Genomic DNA, 20954 nt, shown 5'->3' on the forward strand with positions numbered 1-20954 from the left:
CGTACGCGCGCACATCGCACCGCGTGGCGGCCGCTCCGAACTGCTTCAACGTGTTGATCGCCCGTTCCACCGAGTTCCGCGCCCGGTGACGGCCTGGTCGAAGCCGGCGGTCAGCCGGTCGTGCGGCCCGCATCTGCGGACCGCCGCCCGCTCGCCGCGCGGCTGCCGGCCGGCTCAGCGGCAGACTTCATAGCCGCCTGCCGCCACCGACGAGCGGCACACCCGCTCGATATTTTTCCACTATGCGCTGGACCCTGGCACCCGAGGCCCGGCAATCCGTACGTTCTGTACCCGCTGCGCGCCGTGAGTTCCGCGGCCGCCCGTGACAGCCCCCCGGCCGGTGGTGTGGGGCCGTGGGCGGGGTCTGACAGCCGAGCGGTTCCGCCGGGAGTTGAGTAACTTTGTCCTATGGGTCCAAGTGAGGGGCCGGGTCAGCTGCGAGGACCGCGAGTGATGCGATCCCCCACGGCCCGGTTCGTGACGGCGCTGCTGGTCGTCGTTGTTCTGCTGGCGTTCGATGAGCTGGGCGGCTCACGTGTGCGGATTGCCGGCCTGCTGGTGGCGGTTCCGGCCTTGTCCGCGGTGTTCCTGGGCCCCGCAGCGGTCCTGGTGGTGGCCGTCGTATCCATGACAGCCGCCGTGGTGGCGGGCGCCAGCAACGGACAGCTGGGTGACGAGAACTTCACCATTGTCCTGATCACTATGGTGCTGATCAGTGTGGCCTCTGTGAGGGCGGCCGCCGCCCGAACGCGGCGCGAGCGCCAGCTCGCCCAGGCTCGGTGGGTGGCTGCCGTGACCCAGAGGGCGCTCATGCCGCCGTTGCCGGCACGCCTGGGCTCGCTGACGCTGGCGTCGATGTATCTGGCCGCCGACGACGAAGCGGCCATCGGCGGAGACCTGTACGCCGTGGCCCGCCTGGACGACGGGGAGATCAGGCTGATCGTGGGCGACGTGCAGGGCAAGGGGCTGGGGGCCACGGAACTGGCGGGCTTCCTGCTGGCAGCCTTCCGACGCGCCGCCAGGCGCCGCGTCCCGTTGCGAGAGCTGCCCGGGGACCTCGACCGAGCAATCCGCGAGGACATGTCGGACCTCGCTGTGTCCACGCCGGTACCACCCGGCACGCCGGCGACTCCGCCAGGCCCGCTCGGCCCGGAGAGCTTCATCACCGCCGTCCTGGTCGACGTGCAGGACGGCGGCCGGATGTTGCGTTTCGTCAGCTGCGGGCACCCACCGCCGCTCCTGCTGCGTGAGGACGGGGTCCTCGCGCTGACTTCGGATGTGCCGGCTCTGCCCCTTGGCCTGGGCGACCTCGGGCAGGCCACGCAGGAGGCCGGCACCTGCCCGCTGGGCAGGGGGGACATCCTGCTCCTCTACACCGACGGAGTGATCGAGACCCGTAACGCGAAGGGCGCCTTTTATCCGCTCGCGGACCGGCTTGCCGGTCTGAGCGGCGGAACTCCGGCCCAACTGCTGCGGGCCGTCCAGGAGGATCTGGAGCACTACGCGGCCTCCCGACTCAGCGATGACGTGGCTATGGTCGCGATCCAGCGGACAGGAGAAGCAGACCCTGAGCGGCAGATCAGCTGAGGCCGTGTCGCGCGACTGAATGGCGTGAGGGCAGTTCCCGTGAACGCATGCGGCGGGCTCCTCGCGCCGGGGGCCGGCGCGCAGCGCCCTCGGAAAGGTCACGTCCCGAGGACGCGGGTGCGGGGGATGGCATCGGTTTCCGCGCCTCCCGATGCCATGATTGGGACACGCGTTTGGATTGATGCAGGGAGAGCCGTGCCCTACGAACTCACCAACCGCCTGGTCATCGGTGTCGCGTCCAGCGCTCTGTTCGACCTGGCGGAGGCGGATGCCGTCTTCCGCGACCAGGGCGAGGAACCCTACCGCGCTTACCAGGAGACCCACCTGGCCGACACCCTCGGCCGTGGCGTGGCTTTCTCCTTCATCCGCAGACTGCTGTCCCTGAACAACCTGCACCCACTCGGCGATCCTCTCGTAGAGGTCATCGTCCTGTCCCGCAACGACCCCGACACCGGCCTGCGGGTCATGCGGTCCATCCAGTCCCACGGCCTGCCGATCAGCCGGGCCATTTTCATGCAGGGGCGCTCGCCGTACCACTTCATGCCGGCCCTGAACATGTCGCTGTTCCTCTCCGCGAACGAGACAGACGTCCGTGAGGCCGTCGCCCTCGGCCTGCCTGCTGGGTACGTACTCGGGTCCGCGTTTGCCGACGATGCCGATGACCAGGACCTGCGCATCGCCTTCGACTTCGACGGGGTCCTCGCCGACGACGCCTCGGAACAGGTCTACCAGGCCGACGGAATAGAGAAGTTCCGCTCGCACGAGACCGTGAACGCCGCAACTCCGCACGACCCCGGCCCGCTGCGGGACTTCCTCGCCAGTGTGAACCGCGTCCAGCGGCACGAGGAGGAGCAGCGCACAAGGGATCCGGACTACAAGATCCGCGTCCACGTCTCGCTCGTCACCGCCCGCAACGCACCGGCCCACGAACGTGCGGTGCGCAGCCTGAAGAACTGGGGTGTGACAGTCAACGACGCGTTCTTCCTCGGCGGCATCGACAAGGGTGCGGTCATGCGGATCCTGAAGCCGCACATCTTCTTCGACGACCAGGTGGGCCACCTGACCGGCACCTCGCACACCACACCCAGCGTTCATGTGCCCTTCGGCAAGGTGAATGAGGCTCCCGCCTGAGTGCAGCGCGGGCGGCGGCCCCCGCGTCATGGCTCGCGCGTCAGCATTCCGAGGAGCCTGCTGGTGACGTCGTCCTTGCCTGCCGCCGGGTCCGGCACCAGTGTGTCCCTGTCGCTGGGGTCCCGGGCAAGGACGTGCAGCCGCCCTCCACTGCGGGCGAGGATCAGATCACTGCTGGTGCCCGCGATCTCGGCCGATCCCTGTGCGGTGTAGTGCGTGACAGTGACCAGAGCGGAACGCTCCGCGGCAGCGAGCACGGCCTCGGCGTCCCTCTCCGGATCGTGCTCCGCCACCGGGCCCCGCGGCAGCCAGTCGGTGAGCATTCTCAGGGACTCGTCGAGCTTGTACAGGCCGATCCGGTGGACGCCGAGCGCGTCGATGCGGATCACGAGGCAGATCCGCTCGGGCTGGGGGAGCAGCAGGATCCGCCATGGCTCACCCGGCGCCGAGCCGGTGGTGCGGGCATCGAGCACCTCGCGGGCCCGTTGCTGGAACGCCACCGCGATGCCCAGGTCACCCTGCACCTGAACCTGCTCGCTCGTAGAACCCGCCAGAATCAGCTGGCGTGCCGCGAGCGAGCGGACGGCCTCGGCGAGTACGTCGTCCGACGGCCTGGCCTCGAGGAAGTCGACGATCGCGTCCACGGCGGTGAGCTCTGCGACGGTGTACGCACCGAGCAGCACCGGTCCGGTGTTCACCAGTTCCACCACGGCCGAGACCAGCCCCGCGGGGACGGCGGCCGCGCCGGGTTCGGACGGAGTCGCGGCGGGCACGTCACGCTGATCGCCGCTCACGTCGGCCCTCCCGTCCGCCACCAGCCGACCGCCGGTGGTACGCGGCTCTCACGGAAGACCGCTGCGGCGCTGCGTGACGGCGTCTCGGTGATCCACACCTCGGAACTGCCGAACAACCCACGTCCCGCTCTGCCGGTCAGCGACCGGCCCAGCTCTTCGGTCAGGTCGGCCCGGTCCGGGGGAGGGAACCTGGCCGCCAGATCCTGGGAGGCGGAGGTGACATCATCGGCCGCCTCGATCCGGCGCAGAGCCTGGGTCAGCAACCCTGCGACCGCGGGTGTCAGAGACGTGGACACGGCCAGTACGGGCGCCAGGTACATCGGGTACCGCTCGGTCATCCGAGACAGTCCCCAGGGGCCGACGTTGCTGCGGGTGAGCCGGTAGATCACATAGTCCATGAGATGCCGGAGGTCGCTCATGCTGGGCAGCTTGCGACCGCCGAAGGCAGCCGGTGTCTTCTCCAGCTGCACCCAGGTGCCCTGGGCGGTGCGTCCGTGCAGCTTCTCCCGCACCACGTCCCCGCGCATCCCGATGTCGGGATAGAGCGACTTGTCGATGTCCCGGTGGTGGCTGGACAGGCGCGGATGGCTGACCTCGTCGAACCGCCAGTCCTCGTACAACTGTGGGTCGTCCACCAGCACATGTCCGCCGCACAGCACGTCGTGCAACTGCGGCACCTGGAGCCCGTGCCGTTCCAGATCGGAAAGGATCACCGCTTCCTCCGGGCTGAGGCGTCGGGTCGCCGCGATCAGCCCCTTGCGGTAGGCGCCTGCCCGCGCCGTGATCTCGATCATGAGCCGGACCCGGTTGCGCGCCTCGTCGGCCTGCCGGGCGCGCGTGCCGGAAGGCGTCACGCCGGGAAGCTTTGTGTGCCTGACCCATGCCAGTGTGTGCTTGCGCTCCACCTGGCCAGTACAGCACAGCCTTCAAGTGCCCGCACCGGCTCAGCTTCCGGTCCGCAGTCTGCGGGTGAGCGGTGCTCTCGCCGGAGAGCGGTGCGGCAGGACCGGTGACCACCGGGGCCGGACCGACGCCGGCTGATGCTGACCGTGCTGCTGCGGGGTGCCCGACACATCGGCCCCGGCTTGTCCGCCCAGTGGCGCGTCACCGAAGCGGTGAGACACAGGCACCCGTCCGCCCACTCACGAGGGAGCGCCGGAGCCTGCGGTACGGCCGGGGGGACGCGCCAACCGGATGGCTGGGAAGTGCGTCGTCGGGGCCGAAGTTCAACTGCCCGAATCACCTGGTGTATAACGGAATGCTTTGTCCAGTTATGATGCGTTTTGTGATCAGTTTTCGACGGTTGCTGAGTCGCCGTCATCCCTACGGCGGCCGGTGGGGCGTTGCCCAGCTGTCCCCGGTGATCCTCACCATCCTCATCACCGCCTTGGCGTGGCCCACACCGAGGGAGATCGCCTTCAGCCGCCTCCTGCCCGCAGCGCCCGCCCTCGCTGCCGCGATGTGGACCGTGCTTCCCACGATCCTGCTGGGGGCGGTCTGCCTGCTGATCATGATCAGCCTCGGGCTCGTCTACACCGACCTGGGGACGCCGTACACGGCGGCCGCGATCGTCGCTGTCACCTTGGCGGCCGCATATGCAAGCCATGTCCGGCTCCAGCGGGAGGACACGCTCATCCGAGTCCGGCTCGTCGCCGACGCGGCACAGACGGTGCTGCTGCGTCCGCTGCCGCGCCGCATCCAGAACATCGAGATCGAGTCGCTGTATCTGGCGGCCCAGGAGCAGGCCCGGATCGGCGGCGACTTCTACGAGGCGGCCGACACGCCCCATGGCGTGCGGCTGCTCATCGGTGACGTACGCGGCAAGGGCCTGCCAGCGGTGGGTGCGGCCGCGGCGGTGATCAGCTGCTTCAGGGAGGCCGCGTTCGACGAGCCGGACCTGACAGGCGTCATCCGGCGTCTGGAGGCGAGCATAACCCGCTACAGTGCCGCGGTCCCTGCTCAAGACCTGCTGGAACGCTTCGCCACGACTGTTCTCGCCGAGATCCAGCCCGGCAGCGGCCACGTCAGACTCCTCAACTGCGGACACCCCCCGCCGCTGCTTGCGCACCGGGCGGAAATCCGTGTCCTGGAACCCACCGCTCCCTCGCCTCCCCTCAACCTCGCGTCGCTGATCGGAGACCGCTACTGCGTCGACACCTTCGCTTTCGTCCCCGGCGACCAGCTGCTGCTCTACACCGACGGGGTGACGGAGACCCGGGACCGTGCCGGCGAGTTCTTCCCGCTGCCGGAATGGATGCGGCGGCAAGGCCCGGCACCACCGCGCGAGCTGCTCGACCGGCTTCACCGGGACCTGTTCGACTACAGCGGCGGAAAGTTGGACGACGACATTGCGGCCCTCACCGTGCGGTGCCCGGGCGACCTCGCGCAGACCCCCGGAACGTGAGGCACGGATCGTGTCACCCTCTGCCGGGCCAGTCACGGCCGGCATCGTGCAGGGGGCACGGCGTCCGGCGTGCTCTTCGAGACTTCGGGCGATGGGCTGGAAACGACCGTGCGCCGGCAGCCGGCCCAGCAGGCGAAGCACTGCGCCCGCCGACCGAAGCGCTGTCCGGGGCGCAGGGGAATCCACCGGGCCGGATGTCTGTGCTGACGTCGTAGCGACCGACCGCCGTCCGTCGAAGGCCCGGGACGCTGCCGTGACGACTCGACGGGCCTCCTCGCCCGCCGCGCCCTCGTCGACCGGGGCCTCCGCCGGAAGACGGTGCCGCCATGGTGCGCGCCGGTAGCCCCCGAGCCGATCGATCGAATGGGCCCGCTGCTCCGAAACAGCCCCTGACCCCGCTTCTCGCGGTCTGTGCGGGCTATTTCATGGTCATTCTGGACGTGACGGTCATCAACGTCGCCGTTCCAGCGATCGGACGGGAACTGTCGGCCTCCCTCACCGGCATTCAGTGGATCACGGACGGCTACACCTTGGTATTCGCCGGCCTGTTGCTCACCGGTGGGGCGCTGGGCGACAGGCTGGGACACCGCCGGGTCTTCTGTGCCGGCGTGGTGGTGTTCACCGTCGCATCGGCCGGCTGTGGACTGGCCCCGAATACCGAGGCGCTGGTAGCCGCCCGGCTGTTGGAAGGCCTCGGGGCGGCACTGATCGTGCCGGGTTCCCTCGCCCTCCTCCAGCAGGCGTATCCGTCACCCGCCGAACGCTCCCGGGCCTTCGGGGTATGGGGCTCCGTCGCGGGCACGGCCGCCTGCGCCGGCCCTCTGCTGGGCGGCCTCCTGGTCACCACCGTGGGCTGGCGCTGGGTGTTCTTCATCAACCTGCCCGTCGGATGCGTCTGCCTGTTGCTCACGCTGCGCCATGTGGCTGCTTCGGCCCGGCGCCCCGGCCGCCCCGTGGACTGGCCGGCCCAGTGCGCGCTGATCGTGACGGTGGCGCTGCTGACCGCCGTACTCAACGAGGCAGGACGGCGTGGCTGGGCGGACCCTCTCATCCTCGCCGGGGCAGGTCTCTGTCTGGTGGCAGCCGCCGCCTTCGTCCTGCGCGAGCATCTGGCCCGCAGACCCGTGCTGCCGCTGCGGCTGCTGCGCTCCCGGGCGATGAGCGGGGGAGCGGCCATCGGCCTGCTGTTCAACTTCGCCTTCTACGGCATGATCTTCACCGCGAGTCTGTACTTCCAGCACGAACGCGGTCTGTCCGCGCTGCGCACCGGGATCGCCCTCTTCCCGGCGGTTGCCATGACGATGTTCGCCTCCGTCCTGTCCGGGCGACTGGCAGGCGTCACCGGACACCGCCCGCTCGTGGTCACGGGCATGCTCCTGGGAGCGGCGGGGCTGGCCGGCTGGGCCGCCGCCGGGCCGGATCCCGGGTATCTGCTGCTCGTGGGGCCGATGATGGCGGCGGGGTTCGGCACATCCTTCGCCCTCACCGGATCAACCGCCACCGCGATGTCAGCCGCCCCCGAGCACTACTCGGGCACCGCATCCGCCCTGTTCAACACCACCCGCCAGGTGGGCAGTGCCGCAGGCGTCGCGCTGGGAGGCTCGTTGCTGGCCGCCGCGTCAGGCTTCACCAGCGGACTGCGGGTCAGCATGGCCATTGGGGCGACGGCGTACCTGACGGCCGCCGCGCTCGCGCTCTTCTGCATCCCACCGAAGGCACCCCGGCACGCAACGGACTGAAGCCCGCGGCGCTGCGGAGCAACGTCGCCCTGATCTCATACCTCGTGCTGCCGATGCCGTCGAGGCGACCGGCCGCCCGGGGACCGCGCCGCTGATGCGGGGCCTGCCGCTGCGAGATCAGCGCCCGATGGCGGGTCGGGGCCGAGTGCGTCCTCGCCGTAGAGGTCCTGCACCCAGTTGGTCTGGTAGACGGTGTCGAGGTAGCGCTCGCCGAGGTCCGGGGCGATGGCGACCGCCGTGAGCCCCCGTGTGTCGTGCCGGGCCAGCCAGCCAGCCGCGCCGCTCACCACGGTGCCGGTCGATCCGCCGAACAGGAAGCCCTGTCCGGCCATCCGCCGGCAGGCCCGGATGGTGTCCGCCTCCTCCACGCATATCACTTCGTCGACATACGACTCGTCCAGGAGCGGCGGCCGGATGTTCATGCCCAGGCCGGGGATCATCCTGCGTCCGGGTGGTCCGCCGAATGACACCGACCCGACGCTGTCGACAGCTATGACCCGGACCTCACGGTGCCACTGCCGGAAATAGCGTGCGCAGCCCATCAGAGTGCCGGTGGTACCCGCCCCGACGAACAGCAGGTCCAGCTGCGGGAAGGAGCGGGCGATGGCAGGCGCCGTACTGCGGTAGTGCGCTTTCCAGTTGGACGGGTTGGTGTACTGGCTGAGCCATACGTACCGATGGTCGGAGGCACAGAGTCTGCGCACATAGGCGAGCCGTGCGCCGAGGAAGCCGCCATGCATCTTGTCATCGGCCACGATGTGCACCTGGCTGCCCAGCGCCTCCATCATCAGTCGGGTCGCCAGGTTGCAGCGGGAGTCGGTCACACAAAGGAATCGGTAGCCTTTGCTCGCCGCGATCATGCTGAGAGCCACGCCGAGGTTTCCGGACGACGACTCGATCAGGACCGAATCCCTGGTCAGCTCTCCGTCCCGTTCGGCGGACTCCACCATCTCCCTCGCGGCCTTCAGCTTGATCGAGCCTGCGAAGTTGAAGCCCTCGCACTTGAGGAAGAGGGAGTGCCCGATGACCGACCGGAGATCGACATAGAGATCTTCTTCGTTGAAAGCGTAGGGCACGGATATGACTGACACGGTGGGCTCCTCATCTGCGGCACCTTCGGACTGCCTGGCCGGCGGTGGCGGTGGCCTCCGCGGCTCCGGGCGCGACGGCGGTCCGAACTGGTGGGATGCGATGCTCTGTTGTGGCGTGCGGTGTGATGCGCTGAACTGTGGCGGCCGGCCGCCGGTACCGGCGCTCCCTGCCGGAGGGAGCCGGTGGCCGCAGCCGCTCACCCGTACCTGCGCAGTTCATGGAAGAAGCTGTCGACGACCCGCAGATCGCCCGATCGGTTCACCTCGTCGTAGACGTACTTGCCGACCGCAAGGTCGAGCACACCGAGGCCGAACGGGGAGAAAACGGCGGTACGGTCCGCCGGCACGCTCACCCGGTCGGCCATCACATCGTCCAGCGTTCCGTGCAGGAACTCCCGGCTGCCCGTCAGCTGCTCGGTCAGCTGGGTGGAGGTGGCGGCTCGCAGACAATGCTCGATGTCGTCGACGATGTTGGTCGAGGCGAGCAGAATCTCCGGCGCGAGGTCACGCAGCGATACATGCAGTACCACCGGGTGGTGGTCGAACCAGGAGACATCACTGACATGCGGCTGCGGGGCGACCGTGGCGAAAACCACCAGATCACTGCAGCGGATCAGCTCCTCAGGGCTGTCGTGCACGGTGATCTGCCCGGCGGCACCCGACTGTTCCAGGTACAGCCGGAAGCCGGCCGCGCTTTCGGCGGACAGGTCGTGCACGCCGATCTCGTCGAACGACCAGCCGGTGCCTTCCAGGAACGTGTGGATGTAGCGGGCGATCAGACCTGCCCCGAAGAACCCGACGCGCGTCGGGCGAGGGCGGCCACGACTGAGCCGGTCGGCCGCCGAGGCCGCTGACGCGGCCGTCCTGGTGGCGCTGATGATCGAGCTCTCCAGGCAGGCGAACGGATAGCCGGTGAGGTGGTCGTTGAGGATGAGCACGGCCGAGGCCCTGGGGATGCCGGATGCCACGTTCGGCGGGAAGCTGGAGATCCACTTCACTCCGTCCACCTGCGCCGTTCCGCCGATCGAGGCGGGCAGCGCGATGATCCGGGACGACGGACGGTCGGTGAAGCGCAGGAAGGAGGACGGCGGGTTCACCGACTCACCGGAGCCGTGGAGCTGATAGGTGGCCTCGACCACCTCCACGATCTCCTTTTCCCTTCCGTCCAGGGCTTTCCGGACCTGGACTCCCGGGATCACCGCGAAGGACGGCACGGCGGGCGGTTCGGGCAGTGCCGACCGCGCTGCGGCGGGGGCGGTAGTCATGAGAATGTCACCTCACGTGTGGGTGAGCAGTCGGTCAGCCGCACCGGATCCGCCAAGGCCACGACCACGTCGCGCGGCCCCGCGAAGGGCTCCCTGCTGTGCGCGGTACGGACGTTGTCGACCAGCAGAAGGTCACCGGCCTCCCAAGGGTGGCGGGTGGTGTTGGCTTCGTATGCCTCATTGATCAGGCGCACGACGTCCTCGGTGAGGGGGTCGCCGTTTCCGTAACGCGTATTGAACGGCAGGCCGTCGGGACCGTACTCGTCGATCAGGTACTCCCGCACCTCGGGATCCATCGTCCACTCGTTGAGAAAGGCGATCTGGTTGAACCAGCAGGGCCGGCCACTGGCCGGATGGTGGACCACTGCGCTGCGACGCTGTCCGGTGCGCAGGCCGCCGACCGGATTCCAGGTACATTCGATGGCGTTGGCACGGCAGTAGCGCTCAACGGCTTCCGGATCACTGGTCCCGAAGGCCTGATCCAACGACGCACCGATCTCGTCGTGGTAACTGCGGGTCAGCAACCAGCCCTCCCGCGCGAACCGTTCGGTCAGGGGCGGCGGCAGGGCGTCGAGTACGGCCGTCGAGTCGGCCACTGCGGTAGCCCCGCCCTCGGTGGGCGCACCGAGACACGCGAACAGCATGAGGCCGGGAAACTCCAGCGCGTAACTCAGCTCGTGATGCATACACATCGGCTGGTTCGGAGGCCACTTCGACGAGGAGTACACGCCGTCGGAGTAGACCGCCCGGGGGGCGAAGGCCTCCCGCTCGGCCACTGGAGTGACACCCAACTCCCGGAGTACGGCGGCGACATCCGCCGGAGCACGCACCCCGAGGCCGCGGACCAGGACCGACCCGTGCTCGGCGACGGCCGCGCGCAGCGCGTCCCGGTTACCGGCCGTCCAGCGCGCCGGGTCGTCGGTGGCGCCGACCCGCAGTACCGGAGGTTTGCCGTGGTCCGTATCGAGTTCGGTTGCTGCGATGTGAAGTGAGGCCAACATCGTGCTCTTCCTCTCAGTGGTGGTGGCTGTGGCAGCTGCCGGATGGGGAGCCGGACAGCACGATCTGTGCGACGTCCTGGGTGCAGTTCCGGAGGAAGGACCGGCCGCCGCCGGCCAGTTCGTGGAGGTCGACGCTGTTCGCCGCCACCTGCCGCTCGTGGTGATGTCGTGGGAAGTCCGCTGTGTGTGGGGCACCGGCCGAGACGACCACGGTGAGCGGGGCCGACAACTGCACGGCCAGTGGGGTGTCCAGCGCGTCATCGAGCAGCTGTGCGCCCAGGAACACCCGCCGGACATCCACCCCGCGCTCTTCCAGCCGCCTGGCAGTTGCCACAGCGAACGGCATCCCCGCGGACTGGCCCCACAGCCGGAGCCCGGTCAGACCGAGGCCGATGATCTCCTCTGCGATCTGTTCGGCGACGAGTGCGGGCGTTTCATCCGCCCCGGCCGTGCCGGGGCCGGGAAGCACTACCGCGTAGAGTGCGGGCCCGCTGCCGTGCAGTGCCCTGGCCAGGGTTTCGAAGTCATCCGTGTTTCCTTCGCCGCTGGGGAAGCACACCAGGGAACCTGCCTGCGCGCCGCCCGGCTCCGACAACGGACGGAGCAGTCCCGAGCGATGCTCGGACCCACCGTCGATCAGACCGGCGAGATCGGAGAGGATCGGGTGCCGGGCAACGTCCGTGACAGAGACCAGACGCCCCAGGTCAATCGCGAGCTTGACGGCTGACAGCGAGGTGCCACCCAGGCCGAAGAAGTCGTCCTGACGGCCTATCCGGTCCTGCGGGACGCCGAGAACCCCGGACCAGGCCGCGGCCAGCCGCCGCTCGGTGGGTGTGCGCGGTGCGCGGTAGCGTTCCTCGGTCGCTTCGAGTCGCGCCGCCAGTGCTCCCAGCGCCTTCCTGTCGGTCTTGCCGTTGGCGGTGAGCGGAAGCGCCTCCCGCCGGACGACGACCGAAGGGACCATGTACTCCGGCAGCGACTCACCCAGCTGGGAGCGAAGTTCATCGCCGTCGAGCAGGTCAGGGCCGCAGCAGAAGGCGACCAGACGTGTGCTGTGCCCCGCCCGCTGGTCGACCACCACGGCACCGTCGTGGACTCCGGGCAGGCGCGCCAGGGCGCTTTCGATCTCGCCGGTCTCGATGCGGAATCCCCGGATCTTCACCTGGCCGTCCCGACGGCCGAGGTATTCCAGCTTTCCCTCCGGGCGCCAGCGTCCGTAGTCGCCTCCCCGGAAGAGCCGCTGCCCGGGGTGGTGCGGATCAGGCAGGAAGGACTGCCGAGTGCGCTCGGGATCGTTGATGTAGCCGCGCCCGACGCAGACCCCCGAGAAGACAATGGTCCCGGGGGCGCCGAGCGGCACCGGTGTCAGGTGTTCGTCGACGACGTAGACGTGCACATTGTTGACGGGCCGGCCGAGCGGAACCCGTCCGGCGTCCGGTGCCCGGTCCATGACCTCGTGGTTGGTGTCGTCCGATGTCTCGGTCAGTCCATAGGCGTTGACCAGCCCGACCCCGGGCTGGACCGCGAACCAGCGCCGGGCCAGTTCGGTGCTCAGTGCCTCGCCGGTTACCGACACGCGCCGCAGGTCCGGCAGTTCGCGGGGGGATTGCTCCAGGCAGGACACGAAAACTTCGAGGTAGGACGGGACCAGCTGGAGCACGGCGGCCCGGCCATCGGTGATGGTGTCGAGGAAGCGCCGCACGTCCAGCACCGCAGCCTGTTCGACCAGCAGGGTCCGGCCGCCGGTAAGCAGTGCGGACAGCAGCTGCCACAGCGAGATGTCGAAGCATTGGGGAGCGGTCTGGGCGACCACCTGCCCCTCCTGGATCCCGAGGTCGTCGATCTTGGCGTAGAGGTGGTTGAGCATGCCCGCGTGCTCGCACATCGCGCCCTTGGGCTCACCCGTGGAACCGGAGGTGAAATAGATGTAGGCGATCTGGTCGGGTGCGACGCCGAGACCGGGGTCGCCGTCATGGTGGTCCTCCCGGCAGAGGGCGTCGATGAAGAGCGTCCGGGCTCCCGGTACCGAGTCGAGGGCCCGGTCGAGGCAGGCGGTGCTGCCGGGTTCGGTCAGCACAGTGCGGCACGCAGCACGCGCCAGCATGGTGGCGATGCGGTCGGCGGGGAAATGCGGCTCGACGGGCAGGTACACGCCACCGGCCTTGAGGACGGCGATGACCGCGGCCATCCACTCCAGGTTGCGCTCGGTGACGACCGCGACGACGTCCTGGCGGCGCAGCCCTCGTGCGAGCAGGGCGTGTGCCAGCCGGTTGGCGCGCATATTGAGTTCCCGGTACGTCCACTGCCGGTCCCCGTGGACGGCCGCGACGGCGTCCGGGTGAGCCCGCACTCGCTGTTCGAACAGCTCGTGGAACCGGCGGTCGGGCAGTTCCCGGTGCGGTCCGGCCATTCCTTCGAGCTGGTACCGGAGCTCCTCGGCGGAGAGCAGGGTCTGCTGCCCGTGCATGGCATCCGGATCGGCGGCGATGAGTGTCAGCGCTGTGACGTAGTAGCCACCGATTCTCGCGGCGCATTCCGCGTCGAGCGCATCCGCCCGGTACCGCAGTCGCAGTACACCGCGGGGGGAAAGTGCCACCCGCAGTACCGGGTTCCCCGGGCGATGGTCGTCATCGGCCATATCGCACACGGTCTCGGGGGACTCGTCCGCCGGCTCCTGCCCGGGGGCGCCGGTGGGCAGATCCTGGCGCGCCAGAACTTCTGCCTCGGCACGGTGCACGTCCAGCAGCAGGGCCCGCCATGAGCCGGACGCGGTCGCCAGCCGGCAACGCAACGGCGCGCCGCCTCGCGCAGGGACGTAGCCGGTGGTGACCTCGCTCTCCCCGGACAGCGCGGCAAGCACCTTGGCGTGAGCAGTCAGCAGCATCGAACTCAGGGGAACCTGAAGCCAGTCCGCCAGCCGGCGAAGGGTGACCAGCACGCGGTCGGGCAGAGCCGTCTCGTGCTCTGCGGTACCGGGCGCCGGGGCACGGGTCCAGCGCGGGATCCTGGTGAAGGCGCTCTCGACGAGTACGCCGTGCCGGTTGTCGCCATTGGCCTTCAGGGACGTGTTCATGGCTGCCTCCTTTCCTCACGGGCATCTCCGCGCATCGTCTGCCGGGCCGGGTTCCCACCCCACTCCACGTGCGGCGGAACGACCTCGCCCTTCATCAGGAAGGAATCCGGTGCGAGGACGGCACCGTCACCCATGGCGACGCCGTAATGCACGAAGGCCCCGACCCCGAGCGTGCATCCGTCGGCGATCGTGGTGCGGTCGGACTTGAAGGTGCCGTCTTCCTGGGAATGGGTCTGCACTACGCTTCCCGCGTTGAGAGTGCAGCCGTCGCCAATGGCTACCAGCGTCCGCTCGGTCAGGTAGCAGCCGTCGTCGAAGACCCTGCTGCCGATCCGGACGCCCAGCAGCCGCCAGATGATGCTCTTGAACGGGGTGCCGTTGAAGATTCGCAGGTATGCCTCCGAAGGCACCTTCCAGAAGCGTTCCCGCCTCCAGAAGCGCGGATCGTAGATCGAGCAGAACAGCGGAGTCAGGGGATGGAACACGGTCACACCGCGTTCGACCAGTACGAAGAACACGGTTCCGGTCGCAACGACCAGGACATTGCCCAGCGCGATCGCCCCTGCCCCGAGCGTTTCGTAGAGGTCAGCGGCGACGGCGATGAGCAGCGTGACCCAGAAGAAGTAGAACCAGCGCACCAGCAGGTAGAGCCCCGCGGTTGCCGCGTTGTGCCTGTTCTTGGCTGCGAGGTGGCCGCTCAACTGATCGCCGCTCTTCAGCGGGTCGAAGGCGCCGTCCCGCAGGACCGAGCGCGGGATTTCGAAGCTGGGTGAGCCCAGGAGCCCGACGTTTTCACGGACTGCCCCGTCGACGGGGACCATGACCTTCGTCGCGAGGAGACAGTTGTCACCCGTTCTGCCCCGTGAGGGATAGGCGATCCTGTTCCCGAGGAAGTTGCGGGGTCCGATCGACGTCCGGGACACGCGAAACGACGTGTTCGAAAAGTCGGCGTTCATGACCGACAGCCCGTCGGCGACCATCGTGCCGCTCCCGACGGAACTCAGGTACGGGGTCTCGTGTTTCACCTCGGTGCCGAAGTTCGATCCGGTCTGCTCGATCCGGGACAGGTCGTACCCGAGGCAGCGGAGGTAGTGGACGATGCCGGAACTGTCACCGAAAAGGCGCGTCAGGAAACGGCGGTTGGTCACGAGCGCGATCACCCGGTGCACCCCGTGGTGGAAGCCGTACAGCGGGTACACCTTGCCCGGCGCGATGGTCCGGCTGAGCAGGCGGGGAACGCTCGCCACGAGAAGCAGGCCCACAGGTACGGCGGCCAGGAAGAGCAGGGACACCGCGAGGGTGTCGGCGTAGAAGCTCCAGGTCGCGAGGGCCGCAGAGCCCGGTTGAAGGACTGTGGTGAGCTGGGGGGCCTCGGCCAGCAGCAGGCCCACGCCGCCGACTGCCAGCGGCACGTAGAGGAGCAGCACGGTCAGGAGCTCCAGGAAGCTGTGCCCCGCCCTCCTCAGGGCTCCACAGGCGGCGGGCTCCACAGTCCGGTAGTCCACATCGGTCCGCTGCGCCGGTGACCCGTGCCAGTGTTCACCGGCCGGCACCGCCTGCCCGCTGTGCAGCGATGAGGCATGGCCGAGCTGGGCCCGGTCGCCGAGCGAACTCCCGACGTCCAGGACGGTGGCCTCGCTGATGATCACGTCCTTGCCCAGGGTCACCGCACCGGTCTGGATCAAGCCGGCCCGGGCCCGGTAGCAGTTGAAGAAGGAGTCCTTGCGGATGACGGTGCCCGCGCCGACGGTGAGCAGATCGGTGCACACAGGCACATTGCGCGAGAAGACCGCGACGCCGGACCCGATTTTCGCGCCGAGGGCCCGGAGGTAGAGCGTGTAGAGAGGCGAACCGACGAACAGGACAAGCGGGTCCGATCGGATCAGTGTCCTGACGACCCAGAAGCGGACGTACGACAGGCTCCAGACGCGGATCTGCTGGGGCTTCCAGCGTCCGATGAGGGCCCATTTGGCCAGGACGGGAAGGAAGCACAGTACTGCGAGGGCAACGGCTCCGAAGAGGACCGACCGCAGATACACGTCGAGGACACCGGAACCGGCGGAGATCCAGTCGTACCCCCGGGCGCTGATGAGAGCGACGAGGTACGCGTACCCGAGGAACATCAGCAGCTGAAGCGTCCCGCACAGGACGTACTCGGTTCTGGAGGTCGCGACAGGCGTCGGTGCGGCGGTCGGCGCTCCGGACGGGACTGTTGGAGAGGTGTCCGACACGGCGGCCGCGAGGGCTCCGATCGTCGGGTGCCGGTAGATGTCCTTCATCGAAACCGGCGGCAGACCGGTGTGCTTCCTGACCCGCGCGCAGAAATGCGCCATCACCAGGGAGTCGGCGCCGAGATCGTCGAAGAAGTGACCTTCGACCGGTACTTGTTCCACACCGATGACGTCCGCCAGCAGCGCGGCGAGGCGTTCTTCGAGACCGGTTTCCGGGGCACCTGCTCCGCACCGGCCGGCGGGGGATGCCGGCGGATGCGAGGTCAGTGCTGCGACTGGCTTTCCACGCATGCGAACTCCCTGGAGAAGATGCGACCACCGTCCTTGCGCCCCTGCGGATTCAGATCCGGTGAGCGCTCGTCGTGCCACACGGCAGTCCTGACGTGTATTCGATGCTCACAGCGGCCTGGATTGAAGACAGCGGATTTATCTCATATTTCGGATTTGTCTTCCAAGGGGTGGACAATGCTGAGACCGGTACCCGGAGCGCCCCTTCGCCCGGCATCGATGGCACGGGGGAGTGTGCGGGCGTGAGGGACGGGCGTGTGGCCACCGATGGCTGAGCGGAGCCCCCGAACCGAGTGGCTCCACCGTCCCGTGTGAGACGTGGGACGTTCGTCTGCCCGTGGGGCCCTGCTGCGGCCCTGTCTGTGCCCGGGGTGGACTGCTCAGCCGAACGGACCCTGCCCGGCTGCGAGCTCCGAGGTGGGCCAGCAACCTGGGAGACACGCCTGCCGGCCGGCAGCGCATCTCGTCGCACGCGGGCTCCGAGCCGCGGGGCTGCACCATCGAGGATCGGACGGTTCGACACGTTGTGAGGCGGAGGTCGCACGCGGAACGCGAGAGGCACCAGCCGCGGATGAGGTCCGACGTGGACCGGCGCGTGGACAGCCTGCTCGTCCAGGCCGCCCGCGGCGACCAGAAGGCGTTCGCCGGCGTGTACGACGCACTCACCGGGCCGGTCATGGGGCTGGCACGCCGGATCCTGCTCGACGAGGCGCAGGCGGAGGAGGTGACCCAGGACGTGATGATCGAGGTGTGGCGGACAGCCGACCGGTTCCGTCCCGAGCGCGGCGCCGCGAAGTCGTGGGTCCTGACTCTGGCCCACCGCAGGGCGGTGGAACGGGTGAGGTCCGCACAGGCCGGCGCGGAACGTGAACGAAAGGCCGCACTCCTGAACGCCCCGACCCCGTTCGACGAAGTATCGGAAGCCGTCACAGGACGGGAGGAGCGGGCCCGGGTGCACCGCTGCCTCGCCGACCTGGGGAAGCACCATCGTCTGCCGCTGGTGCTCGCCTATTACCAGGGGCTGACCTGCGCGGAGGTCGCCGCAGCCTTGTCCACACCTGCGGGCACGGTGAAATCGCGTATGCGTTCAGGGCTGCGGAAACTGCGTGCCTGTCTGGAGGCCGCTCAATGACGGCAGCCGAGGAAGCGCACCTGGCCATCGGCGCGTATGTCCTGCATGCCCTTGCCCCCGAGGAGGAAGCTGCCTTCGAGAACCACCTGGCCGGCTGTGACGCCTGCACACGGGAGGTCGCCGATCTGGAGACCACCGCAGCACGCCTGGCTGCCGCAGAAGCGGTGACCCCGCCGGCCGCTCTGCGGCAGAGGGTCCTCGAGCGGATCGCGGTGACTGGCCAGGAGCAGCAGTTCCGGCGCTCGCGGGACCCGAACCCGGGAACAAGATGGGTCCTGGCCGCCTGTCTGGCAATGGCGGTCGCACTCGGCGCCACCACGGTCTGGCAGCACGAGGAGGCCAACGACGCCCGCGCCCGAGCTGCGGAAGCCGAGACGGACGCCGCAGCCCTCACCGATGTGCTCGCGGCGCCGGACGCGACGATCAGGGCCCAGCAGCTGGGAGACGGCGCCACCGCCCGCGTCGTCGCTTCCCGCGCCCAGGACCGGGCGGTCTTCAGTGCCGCCGGCCTGCCCCGCCTCACACGCGGCCGGGTCTACGAACTCTGGTACGCCGAGGCCGGCCGGCTGCGCCCGGCCGGCCTGCTGCCCGGCAGTGGCGGCCATCGCACCTATGTGATGGACGGCGAGCTCGGCGACGCCACGGGGGTGGGCATCACTGTGGAACCGGACGGAGGGTCCGGCCGGCCCACCACCAGACCTCTGGGACTCATCCCGATCCAGGCGTAGCAACCGGCAGCCACCGATGGCCGGCAACGGGGCGGAGCGGGCCGTGCGACTGAGCTCCGCCCGCAGGTGACGTCGTTGGTCCGGGGAATGCGGAGCCCACCAGACCGGCGCACTCTTCGGCCGATGGCGATGTCGTAGGGGGCATCCAAAGCATCGCCCGCCGGATGGTGGCTCACGGTGTTCGGGTGATGACCGAAATGGTCGTCGCCTTCCGTGCCACGCACCTTCAGGGGTCCCGCGGTGGCGGGTTCAGCCCGCCTCGAACCGGTGCGCTTCCGCGCCTTCCCACGCGACCAGCGCGCGACTGTCCAGGGCGCGCATGGGATCTTTGAGTCCGGCATCGGCGAGAAAGGTGGCGAGGTCGCGGTCGCTGTGCGCCATGCCCAGCTGCTCCTTGCGGCCATTGATGTGCACGGTCACCAGGCGCCCGCCGGTCGGTGTCGGGGCGTGAATGACTATCGGTGGATTCGCCATACCTCCACCCTGTCGCGTCCCACTCTTTCGCGCATCCTCATCCCGGCTCGCATCCGTGCTCCCGCGGCCCGGCGATGACCTGAAGGTTGCGGCAGCGTTCGGAGCGGTGGTGACGTGAACCTCGTTGGAACGAAGGAACGTCCGACAGTCCTGGCCACTGTTTCGCCGTGCCCGTCCCCGGGTTCATGCGGGGGTGGCGTGATCCCGGTACCCCCGTCGGGTAGTCACGCGAAGCCGAGGTCAAGGACGTCCGCCGCATCGAACAGCTTGTCGTAGGCGACGCGAAGTGCTGTTGTGCCCATAGCGTCGTGCTTCCCATCAGTCAGGTCGTATGGAGCGCGAATCTCGCTCCGCAGCCTCAGCGACGCGCTTGATGTTCGCCAGCCGTCGGTCCCAGTCCGCCGCGAGCGAGGCCATCCACTGGGCTGTCACATTCAGCGCGGCGGGCCGCACCGCGTAGCGCACCTCGCGTCCGACCCGGCCGCCGGTGACCAGCCCGGCCGCGTCCAGGACGGCCAGGTGTTTGACCACCGCCTGCCGCGAGACGGGAAGTCGTTCGGCGAGTGTCGTCGCGGTCGCTTCGCCCTGTGCGGAGAGCAGATCAAGCAACTGGCGCCGGGTGGGGTCGGCCAGCGCACCGAGGACGCTGTCGACGACCTCGGCTGCGCCGGAACGTTCTTCCGTCACGCTTGCGGCTCTTCGGCGCGTGTCTTGAGTGCGCCGAGCTCCAGGGGCCAGCCTCCGCTGTGGTCCTTGAGGTTCTGGCTGCGCAACTCCTCGGACCCGGCCAGCTCCGCGAACCCGCTTTCGACGACGCGCAGCCGCGTCTGGTCGCCTTCGGGGGTCAAGGTGAACTCCACGAGGGTGCTGTTGTCCTCGCGGAGTTCCTCCCCCGGGAACGCACTGGTCCAGCGGTACGCCAGATATGACGGCGGATCGACCTTCTCCACCCGAATCGGGAAGTCGCCGTGCTCCGTGTTCCTCGCCATCATCGAGTCACCTTCTCTGGCCACGGTGCCGGGCAGACTCGCCTTGTCCGCCACCCAGAATCCGGGCTGGGCCACCAGTGACCAGACCCGCTCCAGGGGTGCCGCAATCAGGGTTTCGCGTTCGATCCGGTCCTCACTCATGAGGGAGCTCCTTCGTTCTCACTGCCGCCATTTGCAACTACAGGGTTGCACGTTGGTTCCCCAGGTGCAACTGGAGGGTTGCATCTTGATGGGTCAGGCCCTGGCGACGGAGTGATGGTCACCTGTCTGTTGTTCGGGAGCGGGCGTGTGCCGTCGACCGGGCCCCAGGCTGTGCCTGGCCCTGTGTGCGGCGGCGCCACTCCTGCCCGCAGTCGTGCGGTGCCCACGGCAAGTCCTGAGGCGGGCGTCTGCGGTAGGGGGGGTGATGGCCCTGAGCTCCGCGGTGAGCGTGGCGCAGGGTGTCGGCCCATCGCGCTCCGCGCATCACGTCACTGCGACCGGATCCTGAACAGCCGTCAGGTGAAGGGCCCTTCGGTGATGAAGCGCTGAAGGTGCCGGGCGAAGGTCCTGGCTTCGCCCGGCGGCCAGGTGCTGAGGCTTTCGGTGATGTGAGCGGCCAGGCGCTTGCGCAGTTCTTCGACGGTGCGTTCGCCGAGGTCGGTGAGGATCAGCAGTGACGCCCGCCGGTCGCGGGGGTCGGGTTCGCGCCGCACGAGTCCGGCCGCCTCCAGCCGGGAGGCGCGGCGAGTGACGCCGGAGCGGTCGATACCCACGTCGGGTGCGAGGTCGGCAGCGCTGCGCGGGCCGGTCCTGGCGAGCGCACTGAGGAGCGGGTACGTCAGCTCGTCGACCGCCTCGCCCATGCCCTCGGTCAGAGTGCGGTGCAGCTGCGCGCGGGTCGTGCGCTTGAGCAGCAAGCCGAGTGAGTCGGCGATCTCATGTCCTACCTCGTTCTCCACGCCGTTCAGAATAGCGTGCGCTGCGCACGCGTCCAGTGCTACGGTGCGGGAGATGCGTGCGCAGCGCACGCATCGTGATGGTGTTC

At 68.9% G+C, this 20954-nt stretch carries 17 protein-coding genes; 6 read left to right on the plus strand and 11 right to left on the minus strand.

The genetic code is table 11. The features are described 5' to 3' along the window. The first annotated feature begins 453 nt into the window (after nucleotides 1-453). Both OHS16_RS30180 and OHS16_RS30185 read left to right on the plus strand, forming a co-directional pair. Nucleotides 454-1587, plus strand: a complete 1134-nt coding sequence (locus OHS16_RS30180; protein WP_328540411.1) for a PP2C family protein-serine/threonine phosphatase — start codon at nucleotides 454-456, stop codon at nucleotides 1585-1587. Nucleotides 1588-1782: 195 nt separating this feature from the next. Then, nucleotides 1783-2718, plus strand: coding sequence for a 5'-nucleotidase (locus OHS16_RS30185; protein ID WP_328540412.1), 936 nt, complete (start codon nucleotides 1783-1785; stop codon nucleotides 2716-2718). Nucleotides 2719-2744: 26 nt separating this feature from the next. Here OHS16_RS30185 and OHS16_RS30190 read toward each other — a convergent pair whose 3' ends face one another. Together OHS16_RS30190 and OHS16_RS30195 are read right to left on the minus strand one after the other, a co-directional pair. After that, nucleotides 2745-3512, minus strand: a complete 768-nt coding sequence (locus tag OHS16_RS30190) for a hypothetical protein (protein ID WP_328540413.1) — start codon at nucleotides 3510-3512, stop codon at nucleotides 2745-2747. After that, nucleotides 3509-4366 carry a hypothetical protein gene (locus OHS16_RS30195; RefSeq protein WP_328540414.1) on the minus strand — a complete coding sequence of 286 codons (858 nt, stop codon included), beginning with the start codon at nucleotides 4364-4366 and terminating at the stop codon, nucleotides 3509-3511. The genes OHS16_RS30190 and OHS16_RS30195 overlap by 4 nt, the downstream gene beginning before the upstream one ends. A 422-nt stretch (nucleotides 4367-4788) precedes the next feature. On the opposite strand from OHS16_RS30195, the gene OHS16_RS30200 reads away from it, so the two are divergent. Further along, nucleotides 4789-5916: a PP2C family protein-serine/threonine phosphatase gene (locus tag OHS16_RS30200; RefSeq protein WP_328541042.1), complete on the plus strand. Its 1128-nt coding sequence runs from the start codon at nucleotides 4789-4791 to the stop codon at nucleotides 5914-5916. 425 nt (nucleotides 5917-6341) lie between these two features. Beyond that, nucleotides 6342-7655, plus strand: a complete 1314-nt coding sequence (locus OHS16_RS30205) for an MFS transporter (RefSeq protein WP_328540415.1) — start codon at nucleotides 6342-6344, stop codon at nucleotides 7653-7655. 35 nt (nucleotides 7656-7690) lie between these two features. On the opposite strand, the gene sbnA is transcribed toward OHS16_RS30205, so the two are convergent. The 5 genes from sbnA to OHS16_RS30230 all read right to left on the minus strand — a co-directional run bounded on the left by sbnA (nucleotide 7691) and on the right by OHS16_RS30230 (nucleotide 16607). Further along, nucleotides 7691-8746, minus strand: coding sequence for a 2,3-diaminopropionate biosynthesis protein SbnA (gene sbnA / locus OHS16_RS30210; protein ID WP_328540416.1), 1056 nt, complete (start codon nucleotides 8744-8746; stop codon nucleotides 7691-7693). Nucleotides 8747-8943: 197 nt separating this feature from the next. After that, on the minus strand, nucleotides 8944-10011 hold the full coding sequence (gene sbnB, locus OHS16_RS30215) for a 2,3-diaminopropionate biosynthesis protein SbnB (RefSeq protein ID WP_328540417.1): 1068 nt from the start codon (nucleotides 10009-10011) through the stop codon (nucleotides 8944-8946). Then, nucleotides 10008-11012 carry a TauD/TfdA family dioxygenase gene (locus tag OHS16_RS30220; RefSeq protein ID WP_328540418.1) on the minus strand — a complete coding sequence of 335 codons (1005 nt, stop codon included), beginning with the start codon at nucleotides 11010-11012 and terminating at the stop codon, nucleotides 10008-10010. The genes sbnB and OHS16_RS30220 overlap by 4 nt, the downstream gene beginning before the upstream one ends. A 13-nt stretch (nucleotides 11013-11025) precedes the next feature. Then, nucleotides 11026-14085, minus strand: a complete 3060-nt coding sequence (locus tag OHS16_RS30225) for a non-ribosomal peptide synthetase (protein ID WP_328540419.1) — start codon at nucleotides 14083-14085, stop codon at nucleotides 11026-11028. Next, nucleotides 14082-16607 carry a Pls/PosA family non-ribosomal peptide synthetase gene (locus OHS16_RS30230; protein WP_328540420.1) on the minus strand — a complete coding sequence of 842 codons (2526 nt, stop codon included), beginning with the start codon at nucleotides 16605-16607 and terminating at the stop codon, nucleotides 14082-14084. The genes OHS16_RS30225 and OHS16_RS30230 overlap by 4 nt, the downstream gene beginning before the upstream one ends. Nucleotides 16608-17175: 568 nt before the next feature. On the opposite strand from OHS16_RS30230, the gene sigK reads away from it, so the two are divergent. Both sigK and OHS16_RS30240 read left to right on the plus strand, forming a co-directional pair. Continuing rightward, nucleotides 17176-17736: an ECF RNA polymerase sigma factor SigK gene (gene sigK / locus OHS16_RS30235; RefSeq protein ID WP_328540421.1), complete on the plus strand. Its 561-nt coding sequence runs from the start codon at nucleotides 17176-17178 to the stop codon at nucleotides 17734-17736. Continuing rightward, the gene (locus tag OHS16_RS30240) at nucleotides 17733-18464 is read left to right on the plus strand and encodes an anti-sigma factor (RefSeq protein WP_328540422.1); all 732 of its coding nucleotides are present in this window, start codon (nucleotides 17733-17735) and stop codon (nucleotides 18462-18464) included. Before sigK ends, OHS16_RS30240 begins: the two co-directional genes overlap by 4 nt. Before the next feature lie 249 nt (nucleotides 18465-18713). On the opposite strand, the gene OHS16_RS30245 is transcribed toward OHS16_RS30240, so the two are convergent. The 4 genes from OHS16_RS30245 to OHS16_RS30260 all read right to left on the minus strand — a co-directional run bounded on the left by OHS16_RS30245 (nucleotide 18714) and on the right by OHS16_RS30260 (nucleotide 20868). After that, nucleotides 18714-18938: a hypothetical protein gene (locus OHS16_RS30245; RefSeq protein ID WP_328540423.1), complete on the minus strand. Its 225-nt coding sequence runs from the start codon at nucleotides 18936-18938 to the stop codon at nucleotides 18714-18716. A gap of 318 nt (nucleotides 18939-19256) precedes the next feature. Continuing rightward, nucleotides 19257-19625: an ArsR/SmtB family transcription factor gene (locus tag OHS16_RS30250; RefSeq protein ID WP_328540424.1), complete on the minus strand. Its 369-nt coding sequence runs from the start codon at nucleotides 19623-19625 to the stop codon at nucleotides 19257-19259. Continuing rightward, a complete protein-coding gene (locus OHS16_RS30255) occupies nucleotides 19622-20068 on the minus strand; it encodes an SRPBCC domain-containing protein (RefSeq protein WP_328540425.1) in 447 nt (148 codons plus the stop codon). Before OHS16_RS30255 ends, OHS16_RS30250 begins: the two co-directional genes overlap by 4 nt. A gap of 356 nt (nucleotides 20069-20424) precedes the next feature. Continuing rightward, on the minus strand, nucleotides 20425-20868 hold the full coding sequence (locus OHS16_RS30260) for a MarR family winged helix-turn-helix transcriptional regulator (protein ID WP_328540426.1): 444 nt from the start codon (nucleotides 20866-20868) through the stop codon (nucleotides 20425-20427). Nucleotides 20869-20954 lie beyond the last annotated feature (86 nt).

The sequence above is a fragment of the Streptomyces sp. NBC_00344 genome (assembly GCF_036088315.1).
Taxonomy (GTDB): domain Bacteria; phylum Actinomycetota; class Actinomycetes; order Streptomycetales; family Streptomycetaceae; genus Streptomyces.